Here is an 18,662-nt window from a genome sequence, read left to right as displayed (position 1 = left end):
GTCAATCTTCATATGTAGACGATGTACGCATCCGTAGATCGCATTCGGGACTGTAGGCGCGCGCCCAGGAGCGGTCAACCCTGTGCGCAGGGCTCGTACGGGAAGCGCGGCGGACAGCGAAAGGCGCCTGCCGGTTCGTGAGCGGTCACGAACCGGCAGGCGCCCTGGGGGATGTGCGTGGCTACTCCGGCGGCGGCTGCGGGGCCCCCGGAAGGTTGATCACGGCCTCCGTGCCGCCGCCCTCGGCCGGGGTGAGCGAGATGGTGCCGCCCGACTGCTGGACCGTACGGGCCACGATCGACAGGCCGAGGCCCGAGCCCGGGAGCTGGCGGGCGGACGGGGAGCGCCAGAAGCGTTCGAAGACGTGGGGGAGTTCGTCGGCGGGGATGCCGGGGCCGTGGTCCCGGACCGTGAGCCGGCCCCGGTGCAGCACCACGTCGATCGTGCCGTGCGCCGGGCTGAACTTCACCGCGTTGTCCAGGACGTTGACGATCGCCCGTTCGAGGGCGGCGGGTTCGGCGCGTACGTACCAGGGGGCCAGGTCCTCCGTGATCGTCAGCTCCGGACCGCGCAGCCGGGCCCGGCGGAGGGCGGCCCGGGCGATGTCGTGCAGGGCCACCACCTGGAGCGGGCCCGGCTGGGCGGCGTCCGGGCGGGCCAGCTCCTGGAGGTCGCCGATGAGCGCGGCCAGCTCCGTCATCTGCGCCTTCACCGAGGACATCAGGGCCCTGCGGTCGTCCGGCGGGATCGCCCGCCCGGTGTCGTCGCTGCGGGCCAGCAGCTCGATGTTGGTTCGCAGCGAGGTGAGCGGGGTACGCAGCTCGTGGCCCGCGTCCGCGATGAGCTGGGCCTGCCGGTCGCGGGAGGTCGCCAGGGACGCGGTCATCGAGTTGAACGACCGGGACAGCCGGGCGATCTCGTCCTCGCCCTCGACGGGGATACGGACGGTCAGGTCCTCGGTCCTGGCCACGTGCTCGACGGCCTCGGTGAGCTCGTCGACGGGGCGCAGGCCGGACCGGGCGACCCAGAGGCCGGCGGCGCCTGCGCCGATGACGCCGATGCCGCCGACGAGGAGGAGGACCCAGGCGAGGGTGGACAGGGGGTCGTCGATCTCGCTGAGGGGACGGGCGATCGAGACGGCGAGGGCCGTGGGCCCCTTCACGGGTGCGGTGTAGACGCGCATCTTCACGCCGTCCGCGTCGGTCACCGTGTGCAGTGCGCTGGGCTCCTGGCGGTTCACCACCGCGAGGTCGTCCACACTCACCGGCAGTCTCGATGAATCGGGGGCGAGACAGACCGTGCCCTGGGGACCGACCAGCTGGACCGTGAGGCCGGAGTAGGGACGGGGCTGAATCTGGCCGGTGCCCTGGCAGTAGTCGTACAGCTGATTCAGATAGCGCTCGTCGACCGTGGTGCCCCGCAACGCCTCGTCCTGCCGGTCCTCCAACTGCTCCCGCGTCACGAACCAGCACGCCACCGCCACCGCCGCCACCGCCACCGCGACCGCCGTCGCGACCAGCAGGGCCAGCCGGGAGCGGAGCGGCAGCGCGCGGACGCGTCGGAGCGGGCCCGTCATCCGTCGCCCCCGCCGGAGCGGAGCGCGTACCCCACACCGCGCACGGTGTGGACGAGGCGCGGTTCGCCGCCGGCCTCCGTCTTGCGGCGGAGGTACATCACGTACACGTCCAGGGAGTTGGAGCTCGGCTCGAAGTCGAAGCCCCACACGGCCTTGAGGATCTGCTCGCGGGTCAGCACCTGGCGCGGGTGCGCGAGGAACATCTCCAGGAGCGTGAATTCGGTACGGGTCAGCTCCACGCGCCGGTTGCCGCGCATGACCTCGCGGGTCGAGAGGTCCATGCGCAGATCGGCGAAGGAGAGCACGTTGTCGTCGGGGACCGGACCGCCCGAGGCCGTCGCGTACGAGCTGCGGCGCAGCAGCGCGCGGATGCGGGCGAAAAGCTCGTCCAGCTCGAACGGCTTGACCAGGTAGTCGTCGGCGCCCGCGTCGAGTCCGGTGACGCGGTCGCCGACGGTGTCCCGGGCCGTGAGCATCAGGATCGGCGTGGTGGTGCCCGTGGCGCGGATGCGGCGGGCTGCGGTCAGGCCGTCCATGCGGGGCATCTGGATGTCCAGGACGATGAGGTCGGGGGCGTACGACTCCGCCTTGGCGAGGGCGTCGAGGCCGTCGACGGCGACCTCGGTGCCGTATCCCTCGAAGGCGAGGCTGCGTTGCAGGGCCTCGCGCACGGCGGGCTCGTCGTCGACGATCAGGATGCGCTGCGGATCGTCTTCGGCGGGGCTCATCGCTGTCTAATCCTCTTCTCGGTCGTACGGGCCGGAGCGCGCGGGCGGCCCCAGTTTCTCAGCCCCGTACGGTCAGGAGCCGTTCCCGGCCCGCAGGGTGTCGAGGTCGGCCTTCAGGGTGTTCACCGGGATGGCGAAGCCGAGGCCGACGCTGCCCGCACTGGAGCTGCCCTGTCCGGCTGCGGAGCTCGCCGAGTACATCGCGGAGTTGATGCCGATGATCTCGCCGTTCATGTTGATCAGCGCACCGCCGGAGTTGCCCGGGTTGAGCGAGGCGTCGGTCTGGAGGGCCTTGTACGTGGTGGTGGACTCGCCGGTGTCGCCGTTGAACTGTTGTCCGCCGAACTCGAAGGGCCACTGGCGCCCGCCGCCCTGCTGGTCCTGGCCCTGACCCTGACCCTGACCCTGGCTCTGGCCGTTGTCGCCCTCCTTGGCGACCGTGACGTCGCGGTCGAGGGCGGAGACGATGCCGCTGGTGACGGTGCCGGTCAGGCCCTCGGGCGAGCCGATCGCGACGACCTCGTCGCCGACGGCGACCTGGGAGGAGTCGCCGAGCGTGGCCGTCTTCAGGCCGCTCGCGCCCTGGAGCTTGATCAGCGCGAGGTCCTTGTCGGGGTCGGTGCCGACGACGTCGGCGGTGTACGTCTTGCCGGTGCTGAGGGTGACCTTGATCTGCGACGCGTCCGCGATGACGTGGTTGTTGGTGACGATCTCGCCGTCCGAGGTGATGACCACGCCCGAACCGGTTGACTGGCCGGCCGTCGAGGTCGCGCCGATCTCCACGATGGTCGGCGAGAGGGCCTTGGCCACCCCGGACACCGTGCCCTTGTCGCTCTGCGAAACGGTGGTGCCCGGGACGACGCCGCCCCCGGCGGCCGTGGTGGCGGGGTCGTCGGCGAGCCTGCCGATCACCGTGGCGGTGCCGCCGCCGATGACCGCCGCCGCGATGGCCACGGCGGCGAGGAGCGCGACCGGCCTGCGGACCCGGCGGCGGGGGGCGGGCGGCTCGGAGACTCCGGGGCCCATCGGGTCCGGGAAGACCGGCTGGGCGGGCTGGTATGACGGCGGCGGCGGGTAGGCCGCTTCGCCGTTGCCGTACGAGGGGTACATCGGGTACTCGCCGCTCGGGCGCTGGCTCTCTGTCATGTCTATGAGCCTGTCCGGCCAAGATGAGAGGAGCGTGAGGGCGCCCTGAGAAGCCCGGCAGAACCGCGTATGCCCGATATAAAGCCCGGGCCCGTGAGAGGGAGCCCGGGGCTCAGGCGGACGCCGGCGGCTCTCCGCAGCCGCACGAGCGGCGGACCACCAGCGCCGAGGGGAACTGCTTCAGCCGCTCCCGCCGCGACCCCGACACCCGCAGCGAGTCGTCGAGGACCAGGTCCACCGCCGCCCGCGCCATCGCCGGGCGGTCCGAGGAGACCGTGGTGAGCGGCGGATCGGTCAGCCCGGCCTCCTTGACGTCGTCGAAGCCGGCGACGGCCAGCTCGCCCGGCACATCGATGCGCAGTTCGCGGGCGGCCCGCAGCACGCCGATCGCCTGGTCGTCCGTCGCGCAGAAGATGGCCGGCGGCCTGTCCGGCCCGGAGAGCAGGCCGAGCGCCACCTGATAGGCGTCGTAGCGGTTGTACGGGGCCTGGAAGAGCCGGCCCTCCGTCGAGCGGCCCGACTCGTGCATCGCGCGCCGCCACCCCTCGACGTGGTCCGCGACCGGGTCGCCGACCGAGGGGGTCTCCTCCGTGCCGCCGAGGCAGGCCACGTAGGCGTTGCCGTGTTCGAGGAGGTGGCGGGTGGCGAGCTGGGCGCCGCCGATGTCGTCCGTGACGACCGCGACGTCGTCGATGGCCTCGGGCCGCTCGTGGAGCAGCACGACCCGGGCGTCCCACGCCTCTATCTCCGCCGCCGCGCGCTCGCTGGGGCCCTGGCTGACCAGGATGAGACCGGAGACCCGCATACCGAGGAAGGCCCGCAGATAGTGGACCTCGCGCTCGTCGCGGTAGTCGGAGTTGCCGACGAGGACCATTTTCCCGCGCTCGGCGGCAGCCTGTTCGACCGCGTGCGCCATCTCCGCGAAGAACGGCTGCCGGGCGTCCGGCACGATCATCCCTATGAGATCGGTCCGCCGCGAGGCCATGGCCTGGGCGACCCGGTCGGGCCGGTAGCCCAGCTCCTTGATCGCGGCGAGCACCCGCTCGCGCGTGGCCGGGGCGACCGGCCGGGGTCCGTTGTTGATGACGTAACTGACCACCGCGGTCGACGTCCCCGCCAGTCTCGCCACATCGTCCCGCGTCACCTTGGCCACGCGCGGCAGTCTACGCGGATGGAACTACCTCTTGGCAGGCCGGACCGGGGCTTCTTCCGTGACCTCGGCAACGGCCGGCTGCTCCGAACGGGTGACACCCCGCTGGGCCGCCTTGGCCTCCTCGGCCGCCCGCTCGACCTTCTCGGGCGCGACGAAGCGGTAGCCCACGTTCCGTACGGTCCCGATCAGTGACTCGTGCTCCGGGCCGAGCTTGGCGCGCAGCCGCCGTACGTGCACGTCGACCGTGCGCGTACCGCCGAAGTAGTCGTAGCCCCAGACCTCCTGGAGCAGCTGGGCGCGGGTGAAGACCCGGCCCGGGTGCTGCGCCAGATATTTGAGCAGTTCGAATTCCTTGAAGGTCAGGTCGAGGACCCGGCCCTTCAGTTTCGCGCTGTACGTCGCCTCGTCGACCGAGAGGTCGCCGTTGCGGATCTCCATCGGGGAGTCGTCCGCGGTGATCTGCTGCCGGCCGGTCGCCAGCCGCAGCCGCGCCTCGACCTCGGCGGGGCCCGCGGTGTCCAGCAGGACGTCGTCGATGCCCCAGTCGGCGGTGACGGCCGCGAGGCCGCCCTCCGTGACGACGAGGATCAGCGGACAGCCGGGCCCGGTGGACCGCAGCAGCTGGCAGAGCGAGCGGACCTGGGGGAGGTCGCGGCGCCCGTCCACGAGGATGACGTCGGCCCCCGGGGTGTCCACGAGCGCGGGGCCCTCGGCGGGTGCGACGCGCACGCTGTGGAGCAGGAGACCGAGGGCGGGAAGCACCTCCGTCGACGGCTGGAGGGCATTGGTCAGGAGCAGCAGAGAGCTCATCGCCGCCCACCTGCCCGGTTCGTCGGTCGTTGATGGTGCGTGGTCGGCTCGCCCATGAAGATCGGTCCTCCTCGTTCCCTGCGAGAGGGGCACTCCCGGGCGGTGCCCGGGGGAGTATGCGGCTCTGCTTCGTACGGTTCGCTGAGCTTGTCGAAACGTCGCCGTAACAACGTCCGGAAAGCACAAAAGGATCCGGGGGCTGCTCTGCCCGGATCCTCTTCACAGGAGAATAACCCACATGAGTTCTGTGTCAGAGGGGAGAATTCCGGATTTCGCTGTTCGCTCGGTCACGCGGGTGCCCCTGCGGGCCGCGTTGCGGGCGGATGACGGGACCTGGATCGAGGCGGTGTACGACCCGTGTACGGGGGATGACGGCGGGGAGACGGCGATCGTCGTCGCGCACGGATTCACCGGTTCGGCGGACCGCCCGGCGGTGCGGAGGGCGGTGCGCGCGTTCTCCCGGTACGCGGCGGTGGTGACGTTCTCCTTCCGGGGTCACGGCAGGTCCGGCGGGTTCTCCACGGTCGGCGACCGCGAGGTGCTGGACCTGGCGGCGGCGGTCGCCTGGGCGCGCTCGCTGGGACACCGGCGTGTGGTGACCGTCGGCTTCTCGATGGGCGGCTCGGTGGTGCTGCGGCACGGCGCGCTGTACGCGTCCCCAGGGGCGTCCGGTGGGGACGGCGGCGCGGACCGGGACGTTGCGGAGCGCGTGGGGCGCATAGGGGCGCGCAAGGGGGCGCACGCGGACGCGGTGGTGTCCGTGAGCGCCCCCGCGCGCTGGTACTACCGGGGGACGGCTCCGATGCGCCGCCTGCACTGGATGGTGACCCGGCCCGCCGGACGGCTCGTCGGGCGCTACGGCTTCCGCACGCGCATCCACCGCGAGGCGTGGGACCCGGTCCCGCTCTCCCCGGTGGAGGCCGCCGCCCTCATCGCCCCGGCCCCGCTGCTGATCGTGCACGGCGACCGGGACCCGTACTTCCCGCTCGACCACCCCCGTATGCTCGCCGCCGCCGCGGGCGACGCGGCGGAGCTGTGGCTGGAGCGCGGCATGGGGCACGCGGAGAACGCGGCCGACGAGAGCCTGCTCACCCGCATCGCCGACTGGGTGGCGCGACGGTGAACGATGATGGGGGGCCGGTGTCCCCCGAACCGGCACCGGAGGAACGGAACGAAAGGAGCGCCGCCATGCCCGCGGGAACGATCCGTTACTGGGCGGCCGCCAAGGCCGCGGCCGGGACCGCGGAGGAGCCGTACGCCGCCGCGACCCTCAAGGAGGCGCTCGACGCGGTGCGCGAGCGGCACCCCGGCGAGCTGAGCAGCGTGCTGCGAAGGTGCTCGTTCCTCATCGACGGCGATCCCGTCGGTACCCGGAGCCATGAGACCGTACGCCTTGCCGAGGGCGGCACGGTCGAGGTGCTCCCGCCGTTCGCAGGAGGGTGAACCCCAGCACATGAGCAACGATCAGCAGCATCCGTACTACCAGGGCGACCAGGGCCCGGAACAGCAGCCGCAGTACGGGTACGGGCAGGACCCGCAGCAGCAGTACGCGTACGGCCAGGACCAGCAGCATTACGGCTACCCGCAGCAGCAGGGGTATCCGCAGCAGGCGTACCCGGACCCCTCGGCCGGGCAGCAGGACCAGGGCGCCGCCCAGACCTGGCAGGGGCAGACCTGGGACACGCAGTACCAGCCGACGGTGCAGCGCACGGACGGGCCCGCGCAGCACGGGGCGCACGCCGCCCCCGTCGGCACCGGCTCCTACCCGCTGCCGCCCGAGGTCCACGCCGAGCCCGCGCCGCCCGCGCCCGCCCCGGTCCCCGCCGCTCCCGCCGGCCCCGGCGACGACGGGTACAGCGCGCCCACCACCCTCGGGAACGCCCGGATCACCGACGCGCAGCGCGCCCGGGCCGAGGGGCGCTCCCCGATCATCGCGCCGGGAATCCAGCCGGCCGCGATCACCGCGGTGCTCGGGCTGCTCCTCGCGCTCGGCGCGGCGGTCGGCTCGTACGCGCTGGCCGTCCCGCTGGTGCTGCTCCAGGCGGTGACGGCGGCGGGCTGGTTCCGGCTGAACGGCATGTGGCCGGCCCGGCAGGGCATCGCGCTGGCCTTCGCCGGCGGCCTGGTCGCCGATGTGGCGCTCCTCGCGGCGGGCCGGGAGAACGGTCCGGCCGCGATCATCGGCACGCTGGGCGTCTGGGTGCTGCTCACCGTGGTCCTCCAGCTGCGCAGCCGGGCGGGCGCGGACGAGCGGATGCAGGGCCTCATGGCCACCGTCGCCTCGGCCGCCCTCGCGGTGCTGGCGGCCGGCCATCTCGCGGCCGTACCGGACGCCGTGACGGTGGGCGCGGTCGCGGTCGCCGCCGCCGTGCTCGTACGGGCGCTGCCGCTGCCCGCGCCGGTGTCCGTGGTGGCCGCGCTGGCCGTCGCGGCGGGGGCGGGAGCGGTGGCGGGGGCCGTCACGGACCTGGGTGCGAAGGGTGCGCTGCTCGGCCTCGCCGCCGGGGTCTGCGCGCTGGTCGGACTGCGGGTCGCGAGCTATGACTACCCGTCACGCTTCGTGCACATGACGGCGGGTGTGGCCCTGCCGCTGACCGCGGCGGCGCCGGCCGTCTATGTGCTGGGCCGCGTACTGACGTAGTCCCGTACCGCTCGAATCCGTACCGCTCGCTCCGCATGGCGAAGCCCTCCACGGGGAACCGTTGGGGGGCTTTCGCACGTCGATCACGCCGTACGGACGGCAGGGGTGGGGGGAAGGACAGGCATGCGTGCACTGCGAATATGGGTCATCGCCCTGGTGATCCTGGCGGCGTTGTTCGTGGCCGTGGACCGGGTGGCGGTGAACATCGCCGAATCGCAGGCCGAGGACCGGGTGGAGATCCCGGGCGCGCGGATCGACTCCACCGACATCTCCGTCAAGGGCTTCCCGTTCCTCACCCAGCTCGCCGGCTCGGAGCTGGACGAGGTCGACGTGAAGATCACCGGCATCGAGACCCGCGCCGGGGGACGCACGCTGCGGATCTCCACCATGAACGCCGAACTGGACGACGTGCGGCTGACCGACGGCTTCTCCGGCGCCGTCGCCGACCGCGCCACCGGGGCGGCCGTCATCTCGTACGAGGACCTCACCAAGGCCGCCAGCGACGGCGTCAAGGTCGAGTACGGCGGCAAGAACAAGGTGAAGGTGACCGGGACGGTCAACGTGCTGGGGCGCCCGATCTCGCGCAGCGTCCTGTCCACCGTCACGCTGCTCGACGGCCGCACCGTCCGCGTCCACGCGGACAAGGTGCCGGGTGAAGGCATTCCCGGCCTGGAGAAGCTGGTCCGCGAGAAGACCGACTTCGAGCGCGAGGTCGGCGGGCTGCCGAACGGCCTGAAGCTGGAGAAGATCCAGCCGACCGAGGACGGTCTGGAGATCTCGGTGACCGGCACCGATGTGCGCCTGGCGGGATGACCGGGCCCGCGAGCGGGTAGGGATGGCCGCCCCAGCCACATAGTGAGACGGACCGGTCCGGTCCGCAGATGGCCGAGCACTCCGACGCCTCGCGCGGCGGTGCCGGACCTGTGTCGTAGCGGCGGGCGTTCCGCATTGCGGACGATCCTGTCTCACTATGCGACACGGCGGTGACATGTCCGCCCGTACCTCCCTACGATCGGTCCCATGCAGTGCTCTATGGGCGGCCTCCCTCAGGGTGGCCAGGCGGATCTCACGAAGCGGCGGGCAGTGGACCTGTGCCGCGTCGCCGCCATGCTCTGTCGCACTGTCTGAGCGGGACGCCCGGTTTCCCGCATTCCCAGGCCCTTCGACCGCACGTCGGGGCCCTCGCGCATGCCGCCCGTGGATACGGGCCCGCGCCCCGCACATCCGCATCACGCACGACCCGTGCACCATCTCGCCGCAGACTGCCCCGGAGGAGAAACACAATGAGCCGCAGTGACGTCCTGGTAGACGCCGACTGGGTCGAGGCCCACATCGACGACCCGCAGGTCGCCATCGTCGAGGTCGACGAGGACACCTCCGCGTACGAGAAGAACCACATCAAGAACGCGATCCGGATCGACTGGACCAAGGACCTCCAGGACCCGGTCCGCCGCGACTTCATCGACCAGGCCGGTTTTGAGGCGCTGCTGTCCGCGAAGGGCATCGCCAACGACACCACGGTCGTCCTCTACGGCGGCAACAACAACTGGTTCGCGTCCTACGCCTTCTGGTACTTCAAGCTCTACGGCCACCAGGACGTCCGCCTGCTCGACGGCGGCCGCAAGAAGTGGGAGCTCGACTCCCGCGACCTCGTGGACGGCGACCAGGTGCCGTCCCGCCCGGCCACGCAGTACCAGGCCCAGCCGCAGGACGAGTCGATCCGCGCCTACCGCGACGACGTCGTGAAGGCCATCGGCACCCAGAACCTGGTCGACGTGCGGTCGCCCGACGAGTTCAGCGGCAAGCTGCTCGCCCCGGCGCACCTCCCGCAGGAGCAGTCGCAGCGCCCCGGCCACGTGCCGAGCGCCCGCAACATCCCGTGGTCGAAGAACGCCAACGACGACGGCACCTTCAAGTCCGACGAAGAGCTCAAGGCGCTCTACGAGGGCGAGCAGGTCGACCTGTCGAAGGACACCATCGCGTACTGCCGCATCGGCGAGCGCTCCGCGCTCACCTGGTTCGTGCTGCACCAGCTGCTCGGCCAGGAGAACGTCAAGAACTACGACGGTTCGTGGACCGAGTACGGCTCCCTCGTCGGCGTGCCGATCGAGCTCGGCGCCAACAAGTAATCCGTACGACCCGGATCAGCACGTTCCCCCGAGCAGAAGGACTGAACCATGTGTGGAGCAAAGGCCGGCGGCCCCGACGCTTCGACCATCAAGCCCGGTGAGACCACCATCCAGGGCAGCGTGACCCGCGACGGCGAGCCCGTCACCGGCTACGTCCGCCTGCTGGACTCGACCGGCGAGTTCACCGCCGAGGTCCCGACCTCGGCGACCGGCCAGTTCCGCTTCTACGCGGCCGAGGGCACCTGGACCGTTCGCGCCCTCGTCCCCGGCGGCACCGCCGACCGCACGGTGGTCGCGCAGACCGGTGGCCTGGCCGAGGTGGCCATCGCCGTCTAGCACGACCGTCGGCGACAGCCGATGACCGGCCGAAGGGCCGTACCCCAGGGGGTTTGGACGCTTGCCTGGCACGGGTACGGCCCTTCGTGCTGCCCGCGCGAAGTGCGGGTTTGCTCCGGACCGGCCGAGCGGGCCGATCGGGCCTACGCTGGACTCATGTACCGCCGACGCCGGCGCGCCTACTTCGTACTGATGGGCGTATGCCTCGTCCTCTTCGTCTCGGCCTGGGCCTTCGTGAGGCTCTGGTCGATGCCCGCCGCCATCGCGATGTGTGTGGTCGCGATGGTGATCCCGCCCGTCGCGGCGATGGTCGGCAACCGCAAGGGGCCGGAGGACCGCTGGTGGGACGAGCCCGGCGGGCAGGAGCAGCAGCCGCCGCCGCAGCCGCCGCCCGGTGACACTCGGCCACGCAAAGGCGGTGGCGCCACCGGCGACCCGGAGTCGGACGCGTGGTGGGACGAGCTGGACGGCCGGAAGCGGCGCGGCTGAGCGGGCCGCTCAGTAGACGAGCGCCTGTACGCCGTCGGCCATGATCTCGCTGACGAAGACCTGCGCCCCGGCGATCCGCACGCCCTCCAGGACGTCCTCCTCGGTGATGTCGCGCCGGGCCGCGCACTGCGTGCACAGGGTGATCCGGCCGCCGGCCTGGATGGACTCGATCAGGTCCGGCAGCGGTGCGGCGTGCGGCAGTTCGAACTCGGCGGCGCGGCCCGGCAGGGCGAACCACGCCGATTCCCCGGTCAGCCAGAGCGAAACCTCGACCCCGCTGGCGACGGCCACCGCCGCCACCGTGAACGCCTGCGAGCAGCGCTCGGCGGAGTCGGCACCTGCGGTCACCTTGATCACGAGCTTCTTCGGCATATACGGAACTGTAATCCTCGGCCGCACAACCCCACCCGGAACCTGTGGGTCAGTTGTGTGCGCGGATAACGGAATCCGTGCTTCAAGGTCTCGTGGGGGGACCCATTTTGCATCCGAAAGACAGCATTTCCGACGGGCAGCCCGAGCCGCCCGTCGATGCGGCCGAGGTGGGGGAGCGTCCCGAGCCCGCGGCAGAGCCCGCCGCCGTCGTGAAGCGGCGCCCGCGCGGGCGTACGACCCTGATCATCGCCGCCGCGGCCGTGCTCGGCCTCGCCGGCGGCATCGCGACCGGTTACGGCGTGCAGGCCGACCGCGCCCCGACGCCCCTGGCCGCGCTCTCGCAGCCGGGTCTGGCGTACCCGGCGAAGGCCCTGCCCGCCGACAAGGCGCCCGACCCGCTGCCGGCCTCGCAGGACCGCCGGCTCCGCACCGACGGTGACCTGCGCAAGCTCATCGTGCCCCGGCCGAAGGGCTGGCAGGAGGACAAGGGCCTGACCGCCCTCACCCAGGACGGGTGGCTGGGGGTGGAGAGCTACGCCTTGAACTTCGAGAACGAGGACTACATGTACGGCGACCTCCTCGACCAGGGCCTCCGCCGGGTCGCGGGCACGTCCTGGAAGAAGGGCGAGTACAGCGCGGCGGACGTGTACCTGGTGCAGTTCAGCTCGGGCGCAGCTGCCGCCGCGCACGCGGAGGACCAGCGCTCGTACATGCCCGACGAGAAGGCCGCCGGTAACGAGGGCACCGCCATCAAGGGCAGCGCGGAAGGCCGCTACTACCTCTTCCCGGCCGAGCGCAAGGCCGGATATCTGCCCTTCTACCAGGCCAGGGCGATCTTCAGCCGGGGCGACGTGATGGTCGACATCCACATCTACGACAGCGCTCCGATCAGCAAGAAGGACATCCGGACGCTGGCCGAGCGACAGCTGGAGCGCCTGTGAACGACGACAACACCCCCGGGCCCGTCCCGCCGGTGAACGACGACAACCCCTTCGCGGCGCCCGCTCCCGTACGGAAGGGCAGGGCACGCCGGGTGGTCCTCGGCGTCCTCCCCGTCGTGCTGGTGCTCGCCGCGGTCGGCGGCGCCGCCGCGTACACGAAGGTCACCGTCGACAACGCGGACCGCACCGTCCCGACGCGGCTGTGGCAGAAGCCCGCCCACGAACCGGCCAAGGACCCCGCCGGGGACCTGGTGAGGGGCAGGGCCACCACCGAGCTGAGCAAGCTGCTGCTGCCCGTCCCGGCCGGCTACCGGCTCGGCCCGGACTCCGGCACGTACGGCAACGACGCCGAGCTCAGCGGTGCCGCCGCCACCGCCGAGATGAAGGACGGCGGGCGCGGCCTGTCGGGCCGGCAGCGGCGGGAGTTCGAGAAGCGCATCGACAAGCTCCGCATCCAGGGCCTGGCGGTCCGCACGTATGCCTCGCACGACAACGACCTGGTCATCGACACCCAGCTGGTCCGGATGAAGGACAAGAAGGCCGTCCGGGACCTCTACACCTTCCGGCACGAGCTCTTCGACAGCATCGACGTCCTGCGCGACGGCCCGAAGATCGCCGGCCATACGAAGAACGCCTCCTGCTTCCTCGACCCGAAGGACGACGACCGGCGGATCGAGGGCATGTTCTGCATGGCGTACGAGGGCGAGGTGATGGTCACCTTCTCGGCGTCGGGCACCGAGCCGTTCCGCAAGTCGGCCGTCGCCGAACTGGTGAAGGACCAGCTGAAGCACATCACGTCCCCGGGGGAGTACGTATGACCGAGCAGACGGCCGCGCCCGCGCCCGCGACCGGCCCCGAGCCCGTGGCGCCGCCGCCGGCCCCCGACCTCCCGCCCATGCCGCCGCTGCCGCCGGCCCCCGTGGCGCAGGGGCCCCGGCCGCCGCGCCGGGTGCTGCGGGCCGTGGCGCGGTGGACCGCCGCCGTGCTGGTGTTCGGCGCGGCCGGGGCGGGTACGGCGTACGGCATCACCTCGATGGAGCGCACCGACGTGCCCGGTCTCGCCACCGAGGACGACGGGCGCTGGGACTACCCGGCCCTCGCCCTTCCCGCGCTCCCGGCGGACAAACCGCGCCCTTACAGCGACGGCAACCCGTCCGAGATCCACCACGCCGACCTGCGCGGGCTGCTGCTGCCCGCCCCGGCCGGGGCCACGGTGGACAAGAAGCTCAAGGGCGGCTGGGTCGGCACCGAGCAGTTCACGTCCGAGTTCACCGAGGGCGGCCGCGCCGGCATCGGCGACACCCTGCGCGAGGGCACCCTGCGGCACATCGCGGCACGCGGCTGGACCATGCCCGACGGCACGTCGAACCGGATCTACCTGCTCCAGTTCAGCTCGGCGGACGACGCCGACGCCTACCGCGACGACCGTTTCATCGGGGCGTCGGCCGGGGACGAGATGCTCGGCGCGCACGAGATGGAGCTCGACGAGAGCTGGAAGGGCGGCGGGAAGGTGGAGGCCACGGCCTCGTACGTCTTCAGCGAGCCGAAGCCCTATGGCGCCGCGCAGGTGCGGACGGGCTTCGTCATCGCGGGGGACACCCTCGCCGTGGTCGTCCAGTCCCGCAAGGGCGGTGCCGGGACGCCCGGCGTGCCGTTCCACCAGACGCTCATCCTCCAGAACCAGCTCCTGGGCTGACCCGCCCCGGAACGGCGGGACCGGGCCCCACCTATTAGGCTGGGGCCCGGTCCTGTACTGCCCTGTACTGCCGCCATACCGCTCGTCCGAGGAGCCCCCCGTGCTTGAGGCATTCTTCTCCGCCCTGCTGGTCCTGGTCTGCGTCGGCGTCCTCGCCTTCGCCGCCGTGACCGTGAAGAAGCTGTACCAGGGTCAGCGCTGACCACCTCCCCGTTCCCGGCGTTCCCGCCTCCCGCCTCACAGATCGACTGAGCCGCTCATGATCGAGATCCCGTCCGACCTCCACCCGGACCTCGTCCCGCTGGCCTTCCTCCTGGGCAACTGGGTGGGCGCGGGCGTCTCCGACTTCCCGGGCGCCGAGAAGTGCAACTTCGGCCAGGAGGTCACCTTCCGCCACGACGGCCGTGACTTCCTGGAGTACACCTCGCACTCCTGGGTCCTCGACGCCGACGGCAACAAGGCCCGCCCGCTGGAGACCGAGACCGGCTACTGGCGCATCGACAAGGACCGCAAGGTCGAGGTCGTCATGGCCCGCGACCAGGGCGTCATCGAGATCTGGTACGGCGAGCTGGCCGACAAGAAGCCGCAGATCGACCTGGTCACCGACGCGGTCGCCCGCACCGCGGCCTCCGGCCCGTACAGCGGTGGCAAGCGGCTCTACGGCTATGTGAACAGCGACCTGATGTGGGTCGGCGAGAAGGCGACGCCCGAGGTCGAGCTGCGGCCGTACATGTCGGCGCACCTGAAGAAGACCGTCACGCCCGAGGAGGTCGAGGCGATGGCCAAGAGCCTCGGTGACCTGCCGGACGACGGGATCGCCTTCTTCAAGTAGCCGCCGTTTCCGCCGAGTAGCCGTCCGCCCGGACCTACACTGGGGGCTGTGGTGAGCACCGACTGGAAGACCGACCTCCGGAAGCGCGGTTACCGGCTGACCCCGCAGCGCCAGCTGGTCCTGGAGGCCGTCGACACGCTCGAACACGCGACGCCCGACGACATCCTCTCCGAGGTGCGCCGGACCGCGTCGGGCGTGAACATCTCGACGGTCTACCGGACGCTGGAGCTCCTGGAGGAGCTGGAGCTGGTCAGCCACGCCCATCTGGGGCACGGCGCGCCCACGTACCACCTGGCCGACCGGCACCACCACATCCACCTGGTGTGCCGGGACTGCGCGGACGTGATCGAGGCCGATGTGAGCGTCGTCGCGGAGTTCACCGAGAAGCTGCGCGGCGCGTTCGGATTCGAGACGGACATGAAGCACTTCGCGATCTTCGGCCGCTGCGCCGACTGCACGGCGAAGGCGGCGAAGGACGACCCGGACGCCGTCGGCCCGGCACCGGCGGCCGGCGCCTGAGGCACCGGGCCGCCGGGGTCCGAAAACCAGTCGTACGCTGGTCGCATGAAGAGCCCCCTGCTGTCCCTGCCCGGCGCCGTCCCCGCCGAGGGCTGCGACGAAGGCGTCGCCGCGCACTACGGCGACCTGTTCCGCGAGCAGCGCGCCCTCGCCGACGGTTCGGGCCTGGTCGACCTCTCGCACCGCGGCGTCGTCGCCGTCACCGGCGGCGACCGGCTGGCCTGGCTGCACCTCCTGATCACGCAGCACGTCACCGAGCTCGCCCCGGGCCAGGCCACCGAAGCGCTCATCCTCAGCGCGAACGGCCACATCGAACACGCCCTGTATCTCGTGGATGACGGCGAGACGGTGTGGATGCACGTCGAACCGGGTACGCAGGACGACCTCATCGCCTACCTGGAGTCGATGAAGTTCTTCTACCGGGTGGAGGTCGCCGACCGCACCGAGGACTTCGCGGTGGTGTACCTCCCGGCCGGCTCGATCGCCGAGGTCCCGGACGGGGCCGTCGTACGCGAGACCCCGCACGGCCGCGACCTGTTCCTGCCGCGCGCCGAGCTGGAGGCGTACGCGGCGGAGCACGGCCCGGTCGCCGGGGTGCTGGCGTACGAGGCGCTGCGCGTGGAGGCGCACCGGCCGAGGCTCGGCTTCGAGACCGACCACCGCACCATCCCGCACGAGCTGGGCCTGATCGGCGTCGCCGTGCACCTCCAGAAGGGCTGCTACCGGGGGCAGGAGACCGTCGCCCGGGTGCACAACCTGGGCAAGCCGCCGCGCCGCCTGGTCTTCCTGCACCTGGACGGCAGCGAGGTCCATCTGCCGGGCCCCGGCACCCCGGTCCGGCTCGCGTCGGACGGGCCGGAGGGGCGCCAGCTGGGCTTCGTCACCACGTCCGCCCGCCACCACGAGCTGGGCCCGATCGCCCTCGCCCTGGTGAAGCGGAACGTGGCGGTCGACGCGCAGCTGCTGGCCGGGGACACGGCGGCGGCGCAGGAGACCGTCGTGGAGCCGTAGGGCTCCTCAGACCTCGACGATGACGGTGAACGGGCCGTGGTTGGTGAGCGAGACGCGCATGTCCGCCCCGAACCGGCCCGTCTCCACCGTCGCCCCGAGCGCCCGCAACTGCGCCACCACTTCGTCCACGAGGGGCTCGGCGACCTCGCCGGGCGCGGCGGCGTTCCAGGTGGGGCGGCGGCCCTTCCGGGCGTCCCCGTAGAGAGTGAACTGCGAAATCACCAGAAGCGGCGCATTCACGTCGGAGCAGGACTTCTCGCCCTCCAGAATGCGGACCGACCAGAGCTTCCGGGCGAGCTGCGCCGCCTTCTCCGGGGTGTCCTCGTGGGTCACCCCCACCAGGACGCACAGGCCCTCGCCGGTTATCTCCCCGACGACGCGGGAACCGCCGTCGCCGTCCGCGGCGTCCGCCACCGTGACGCTCGCACCATCCACCCTCTGTACCACTGCACGCATACAGACCAACCTATCTTGGGCCGAACGGGTACAGAGCAACCTCAGAAGGCCCCTCGGGGTGGCACGATGCTCGGGAGGCGGTGCGCCGACGCACCGGGTCGAGGGGATGGACACAAGCATGAGCACCCATGGAACCGGGCAGTCCCCGGGCGCAGTGCCGGTCGCGCGCCCCGGTGCCGGCAGCAGCACGGGCAGCGGTACGAGCATCAGCACCATGCGCCCGCCCGTACAGCGGACCGGGCAGGGCGACGACACCGGCGACGGCGGGACCCGGGCCGAACTGGCCGCCCTGCGCCTGCCGGAGTTGCGCGCGCTGCGCCGCGACGCCCAGCGCGACGAGGCCGATCTCAGCTATGTGCGGCGGCTGGTGCAGGGGCGGATCGACATCCTGAAGGCCGAGCTGGCCCGGCGCCGGGACCCGGAGTCGCCGGTGGTGGACCGGCTGTCGGAGATCCTCGCCGACGCCCCGTCCCCGCACCGCTCGTCCGCCCGGCACGTCACGCTGTCCACGCCGCGCAGCGACGAGTACCGCAAGCTGGCCGCCGAGACGCTGGCCGAGGTGGAGCTGTCCGACCTCGACGCCCGGACGGACGAAGAGCTGCACACCGCGATGGGGCGGCTGGTCCGCTACGAACAGCAGGTCTCCCGGCGCCGGCACCGGCTCCAGCGCACGGCGGACGGTTGCGGCGCGGAGATCGCCCGCAGGTACCGTGACGGGGAAGCACAAGTAGACGACCTGCTCGCCTGAGGCGATCCCTCCGGGGACGGGCGGGTCCCGCCCGTCCCCGGAAGGCCACCATGACCTCCAGCACAGCCCGCACCTCCGCCATATCCGACCCGGCCCCCGGCCTGCCCGTGCTGGCCGAGGTCGTGCGCTCCGGTTTCACCGAGGGCCACCACCGGGGCTCGCTGGTCGTGCTGGCGGCCGACGGCAGCGTGGAGCTGTCCCTGGGCGACCCGGCGGCGCCGGTCTTCCCGCGCTCCTCGAACAAGCCGATGCAGGCGGCGGCGGTGCTGCGGGCCGGGCTCGACCTGTCGGGGGAGCGGCTGGCGCTGGCCGCCGCGAGCCATTCCGGCGAGGGCTTCCACCTCGATCTCGTACGCAAGATGCTCACCGAGCACGGACTGTCGCCCGAGGACCTCCAGACCCCGCCCGATCTGCCGCTGGACGCGGTGGAGGCCGAGACGTATCTCGCCGCCGGGCATGTCCGCGAGCGCCTCACGATGAACTGCTCCGGCAAGCACGCGGCGATGCTCGCCGCCTGCGCACTCAACGGCTGGGACATGGCCGGCTATCTGGACCCCGCGCACCCCCTCCAGCGGTTGGTGCACCAGGTCGTGGAGGAGGCCGCGGGCGAGGAGGTCGCCGCCGTCGGCACGGACGGGTGCGGGGCGCCGCTGATGGCGGTCTCGCTGGTGGGCCTGGCGCGCGCGTTCCGCGGTTTCGTCACGGCCGAGCCGGGTACGGCGGAGCGCCGGGTGGCGGACGCGATGCGGGCGCACCCGGAGTACGTGGCGGGCACCCGGCGCCCCGACACCTGGCTGATGCGCGAGGTGCCCGGCACGCTGTCGAAGATGGGCGCGGAGGCCGTGCAGGCGGTGGCCCTGGCGGACGGCCGGGCGCTGGCCTTCAAGATCGACGACGGCTCGACCCGGGCACTGGGCCCGGTCCTGGCCCGCGCGCTGGGGCTGCTGGGGATCGACGCCCCGGTGGTCGGACGGATCGGCCGGGCGCCGCTGCTGGGCGGCGGGGCCGAGGTGGGGGAGATCCGGGCGGCGTTCTGAGCCCTCGGCTCTTCCCGCGCGTGCGGGCGCCAAAACCGGGCG

The 18,662-nt window shown here is 72.0% G+C and carries 23 protein-coding genes; 16 read left to right on the top strand and 7 right to left on the bottom strand.

The features are described 5' to 3' along the window. Positions 1 to 181: 181 nt before the first annotated feature. From ACIQZN_RS18245 to ACIQZN_RS18225, 5 genes are all read right to left on the bottom strand, one after another. Positions 182 to 1,576: a sensor histidine kinase gene (locus tag ACIQZN_RS18245; protein ID WP_403994354.1), complete on the bottom strand. Its 1,395-nt coding sequence runs from the start codon at positions 1,574 to 1,576 to the stop codon at positions 182 to 184. Beyond that, positions 1,573 to 2,304: a response regulator gene (locus tag ACIQZN_RS18240; protein ID WP_391268778.1), complete on the bottom strand. Its 732-nt coding sequence runs from the start codon at positions 2,302 to 2,304 to the stop codon at positions 1,573 to 1,575. Before ACIQZN_RS18240 ends, ACIQZN_RS18245 begins: the two co-directional genes overlap by 4 nt. A 72-nt stretch (positions 2,305 to 2,376) precedes the next feature. Then, positions 2,377 to 3,450 carry a S1C family serine protease gene (locus ACIQZN_RS18235; RefSeq protein ID WP_403994350.1) on the bottom strand — a complete coding sequence of 358 codons (1,074 nt, stop codon included), beginning with the start codon at positions 3,448 to 3,450 and terminating at the stop codon, positions 2,377 to 2,379. A gap of 112 nt (positions 3,451 to 3,562) precedes the next feature. Further along, entirely contained in the window at positions 3,563 to 4,603 is a 1,041-nt protein-coding gene (locus tag ACIQZN_RS18230) for a LacI family DNA-binding transcriptional regulator (protein ID WP_403994347.1), read from the bottom strand. 24 nt (positions 4,604 to 4,627) lie between these two features. After that, on the bottom strand, positions 4,628 to 5,413 hold the full coding sequence (locus ACIQZN_RS18225) for a response regulator transcription factor (RefSeq protein ID WP_265542746.1): 786 nt from the start codon (positions 5,411 to 5,413) through the stop codon (positions 4,628 to 4,630). Between the two features lie 238 nt (positions 5,414 to 5,651). Here ACIQZN_RS18225 and ACIQZN_RS18220 point away from each other — a divergent pair, with 238 nt between their 5' ends. From ACIQZN_RS18220 to ACIQZN_RS18185, 8 genes are all read left to right on the top strand, one after another. Continuing rightward, positions 5,652 to 6,536 carry an alpha/beta fold hydrolase gene (locus ACIQZN_RS18220; RefSeq protein WP_403994343.1) on the top strand — a complete coding sequence of 295 codons (885 nt, stop codon included), beginning with the start codon at positions 5,652 to 5,654 and terminating at the stop codon, positions 6,534 to 6,536. A 65-nt stretch (positions 6,537 to 6,601) separates the two neighbouring features. Beyond that, a complete protein-coding gene (locus tag ACIQZN_RS18215) occupies positions 6,602 to 6,856 on the top strand; it encodes a MoaD/ThiS family protein (RefSeq protein ID WP_018101657.1) in 255 nt (84 codons plus the stop codon). Positions 6,857 to 6,866: 10 nt separating this feature from the next. Further along, entirely contained in the window at positions 6,867 to 8,054 is a 1,188-nt protein-coding gene (locus ACIQZN_RS18210; protein ID WP_403994340.1) for a hypothetical protein, read from the top strand. A 123-nt stretch (positions 8,055 to 8,177) separates the two neighbouring features. Beyond that, positions 8,178 to 8,867: a DUF2993 domain-containing protein gene (locus ACIQZN_RS18205; RefSeq protein ID WP_403994337.1), complete on the top strand. Its 690-nt coding sequence runs from the start codon at positions 8,178 to 8,180 to the stop codon at positions 8,865 to 8,867. A 207-nt stretch (positions 8,868 to 9,074) separates the two neighbouring features. Continuing rightward, the gene (locus ACIQZN_RS18200) at positions 9,075 to 9,182 is read left to right on the top strand and encodes a putative leader peptide (RefSeq protein WP_403994334.1); all 108 of its coding nucleotides are present in this window, start codon (positions 9,075 to 9,077) and stop codon (positions 9,180 to 9,182) included. Between the two features lie 155 nt (positions 9,183 to 9,337). Then, a complete protein-coding gene (locus tag ACIQZN_RS18195; protein WP_403994331.1) occupies positions 9,338 to 10,183 on the top strand; it encodes a sulfurtransferase in 846 nt (281 codons plus the stop codon). A 48-nt stretch (positions 10,184 to 10,231) separates the two neighbouring features. After that, positions 10,232 to 10,519, top strand: coding sequence for a DUF1416 domain-containing protein (locus tag ACIQZN_RS18190; protein WP_018101653.1), 288 nt, complete (start codon positions 10,232 to 10,234; stop codon positions 10,517 to 10,519). Between the two features lie 156 nt (positions 10,520 to 10,675). Beyond that, positions 10,676 to 11,008, top strand: coding sequence for a DUF3099 domain-containing protein (locus tag ACIQZN_RS18185; protein WP_403994328.1), 333 nt, complete (start codon positions 10,676 to 10,678; stop codon positions 11,006 to 11,008). Between the two features lie 9 nt (positions 11,009 to 11,017). Here the strand turns inward: ACIQZN_RS18185 and ACIQZN_RS18180 are convergent, their stop codons facing one another. Beyond that, entirely contained in the window at positions 11,018 to 11,380 is a 363-nt protein-coding gene (locus ACIQZN_RS18180) for a DsrE family protein (RefSeq protein WP_018101651.1), read from the bottom strand. A 107-nt stretch (positions 11,381 to 11,487) separates the two neighbouring features. On the opposite strand from ACIQZN_RS18180, the gene ACIQZN_RS18175 reads away from it, so the two are divergent. The 6 genes from ACIQZN_RS18175 to ACIQZN_RS18150 all read left to right on the top strand — a co-directional run bounded on the left by ACIQZN_RS18175 (position 11,488) and on the right by ACIQZN_RS18150 (position 16,379). Continuing rightward, positions 11,488 to 12,321, top strand: a complete 834-nt coding sequence (locus ACIQZN_RS18175; protein WP_403994325.1) for a hypothetical protein — start codon at positions 11,488 to 11,490, stop codon at positions 12,319 to 12,321. Then, positions 12,318 to 13,139 carry a hypothetical protein gene (locus tag ACIQZN_RS18170; protein ID WP_403994322.1) on the top strand — a complete coding sequence of 274 codons (822 nt, stop codon included), beginning with the start codon at positions 12,318 to 12,320 and terminating at the stop codon, positions 13,137 to 13,139. Before ACIQZN_RS18175 ends, ACIQZN_RS18170 begins: the two co-directional genes overlap by 4 nt. Continuing rightward, positions 13,136 to 14,017 (top strand): hypothetical protein, encoded by an 882-nt coding sequence (locus tag ACIQZN_RS18165; RefSeq protein ID WP_403994319.1) that lies wholly within the window; start codon positions 13,136 to 13,138, stop codon positions 14,015 to 14,017. The genes ACIQZN_RS18170 and ACIQZN_RS18165 overlap by 4 nt, the downstream gene beginning before the upstream one ends. A 259-nt stretch (positions 14,018 to 14,276) precedes the next feature. After that, positions 14,277 to 14,849 carry an FABP family protein gene (locus ACIQZN_RS18160; protein WP_361029918.1) on the top strand — a complete coding sequence of 191 codons (573 nt, stop codon included), beginning with the start codon at positions 14,277 to 14,279 and terminating at the stop codon, positions 14,847 to 14,849. A gap of 48 nt (positions 14,850 to 14,897) precedes the next feature. Further along, positions 14,898 to 15,368: a Fur family transcriptional regulator gene (locus tag ACIQZN_RS18155; RefSeq protein ID WP_403994316.1), complete on the top strand. Its 471-nt coding sequence runs from the start codon at positions 14,898 to 14,900 to the stop codon at positions 15,366 to 15,368. Between the two features lie 45 nt (positions 15,369 to 15,413). Next, positions 15,414 to 16,379: a YgfZ/GcvT domain-containing protein gene (locus ACIQZN_RS18150; protein WP_403994313.1), complete on the top strand. Its 966-nt coding sequence runs from the start codon at positions 15,414 to 15,416 to the stop codon at positions 16,377 to 16,379. A 6-nt stretch (positions 16,380 to 16,385) separates the two neighbouring features. On the opposite strand, the gene dtd is transcribed toward ACIQZN_RS18150, so the two are convergent. Then, positions 16,386 to 16,835: a D-aminoacyl-tRNA deacylase gene (gene dtd / locus ACIQZN_RS18145; RefSeq protein WP_265542729.1), complete on the bottom strand. Its 450-nt coding sequence runs from the start codon at positions 16,833 to 16,835 to the stop codon at positions 16,386 to 16,388. A gap of 154 nt (positions 16,836 to 16,989) precedes the next feature. Between dtd and ACIQZN_RS18140 the strand changes: the two genes are divergently transcribed. Both ACIQZN_RS18140 and ACIQZN_RS18135 read left to right on the top strand, forming a co-directional pair. Continuing rightward, entirely contained in the window at positions 16,990 to 17,583 is a 594-nt protein-coding gene (locus ACIQZN_RS18140; protein WP_403994500.1) for an ABC transporter substrate-binding protein, read from the top strand. Positions 17,584 to 17,633: 50 nt separating this feature from the next. Continuing rightward, positions 17,634 to 18,620 carry an asparaginase gene (locus tag ACIQZN_RS18135; protein WP_403994308.1) on the top strand — a complete coding sequence of 329 codons (987 nt, stop codon included), beginning with the start codon at positions 17,634 to 17,636 and terminating at the stop codon, positions 18,618 to 18,620. Positions 18,621 to 18,662: the final 42 nt, after the last annotated feature.

This window comes from Streptomyces sp. NPDC097595, from assembly GCF_044761525.1.
Lineage (GTDB): Bacteria > Actinomycetota > Actinomycetes > Streptomycetales > Streptomycetaceae > Streptomyces > Streptomyces drozdowiczii_A.
The sequence above is the reverse complement of the archived record's forward strand: the minus strand, read 5'-3'. Positions and strand labels throughout refer to the sequence as shown.

Coding starts and splice junctions, on each gene's coding strand:
- ACIQZN_RS18245 (WP_403994354.1), bottom strand. CDS start 1,576: ATGACGGGCCCGCTCCGACGCGTCCGCGCGCTGCCGCTCCGCTCCCGG.
- ACIQZN_RS18240 (WP_391268778.1), bottom strand. CDS start 2,304: ATGAGCCCCGCCGAAGACGATCCGCAGCGCATCCTGATCGTCGACGAC.
- ACIQZN_RS18235 (WP_403994350.1), bottom strand. CDS start 3,450: ATGACAGAGAGCCAGCGCCCGAGCGGCGAGTACCCGATGTACCCCTCG.
- ACIQZN_RS18225 (WP_265542746.1), bottom strand. CDS start 5,413: ATGAGCTCTCTGCTGCTCCTGACCAATGCCCTCCAGCCGTCGACGGAG.
- ACIQZN_RS18220 (WP_403994343.1), top strand. CDS start 5,652: ATGAGTTCTGTGTCAGAGGGGAGAATTCCGGATTTCGCTGTTCGCTCG.
- ACIQZN_RS18215 (WP_018101657.1), top strand. CDS start 6,602: ATGCCCGCGGGAACGATCCGTTACTGGGCGGCCGCCAAGGCCGCGGCC.
- ACIQZN_RS18210 (WP_403994340.1), top strand. CDS start 6,867: ATGAGCAACGATCAGCAGCATCCGTACTACCAGGGCGACCAGGGCCCG.
- ACIQZN_RS18205 (WP_403994337.1), top strand. CDS start 8,178: ATGCGTGCACTGCGAATATGGGTCATCGCCCTGGTGATCCTGGCGGCG.
- ACIQZN_RS18200 (WP_403994334.1), top strand. CDS start 9,075: ATGCAGTGCTCTATGGGCGGCCTCCCTCAGGGTGGCCAGGCGGATCTC.
- ACIQZN_RS18195 (WP_403994331.1), top strand. CDS start 9,338: ATGAGCCGCAGTGACGTCCTGGTAGACGCCGACTGGGTCGAGGCCCAC.
- ACIQZN_RS18190 (WP_018101653.1), top strand. CDS start 10,232: ATGTGTGGAGCAAAGGCCGGCGGCCCCGACGCTTCGACCATCAAGCCC.
- ACIQZN_RS18185 (WP_403994328.1), top strand. CDS start 10,676: ATGTACCGCCGACGCCGGCGCGCCTACTTCGTACTGATGGGCGTATGC.
- ACIQZN_RS18180 (WP_018101651.1), bottom strand. CDS start 11,380: ATGCCGAAGAAGCTCGTGATCAAGGTGACCGCAGGTGCCGACTCCGCC.
- ACIQZN_RS18165 (WP_403994319.1), top strand. CDS start 13,136: ATGACCGAGCAGACGGCCGCGCCCGCGCCCGCGACCGGCCCCGAGCCC.
- ACIQZN_RS18160 (WP_361029918.1), top strand. CDS start 14,277: ATGATCGAGATCCCGTCCGACCTCCACCCGGACCTCGTCCCGCTGGCC.
- ACIQZN_RS18150 (WP_403994313.1), top strand. CDS start 15,414: ATGAAGAGCCCCCTGCTGTCCCTGCCCGGCGCCGTCCCCGCCGAGGGC.
- dtd (WP_265542729.1), bottom strand. CDS start 16,835: ATGCGTGCAGTGGTACAGAGGGTGGATGGTGCGAGCGTCACGGTGGCG.
- ACIQZN_RS18135 (WP_403994308.1), top strand. CDS start 17,634: ATGACCTCCAGCACAGCCCGCACCTCCGCCATATCCGACCCGGCCCCC.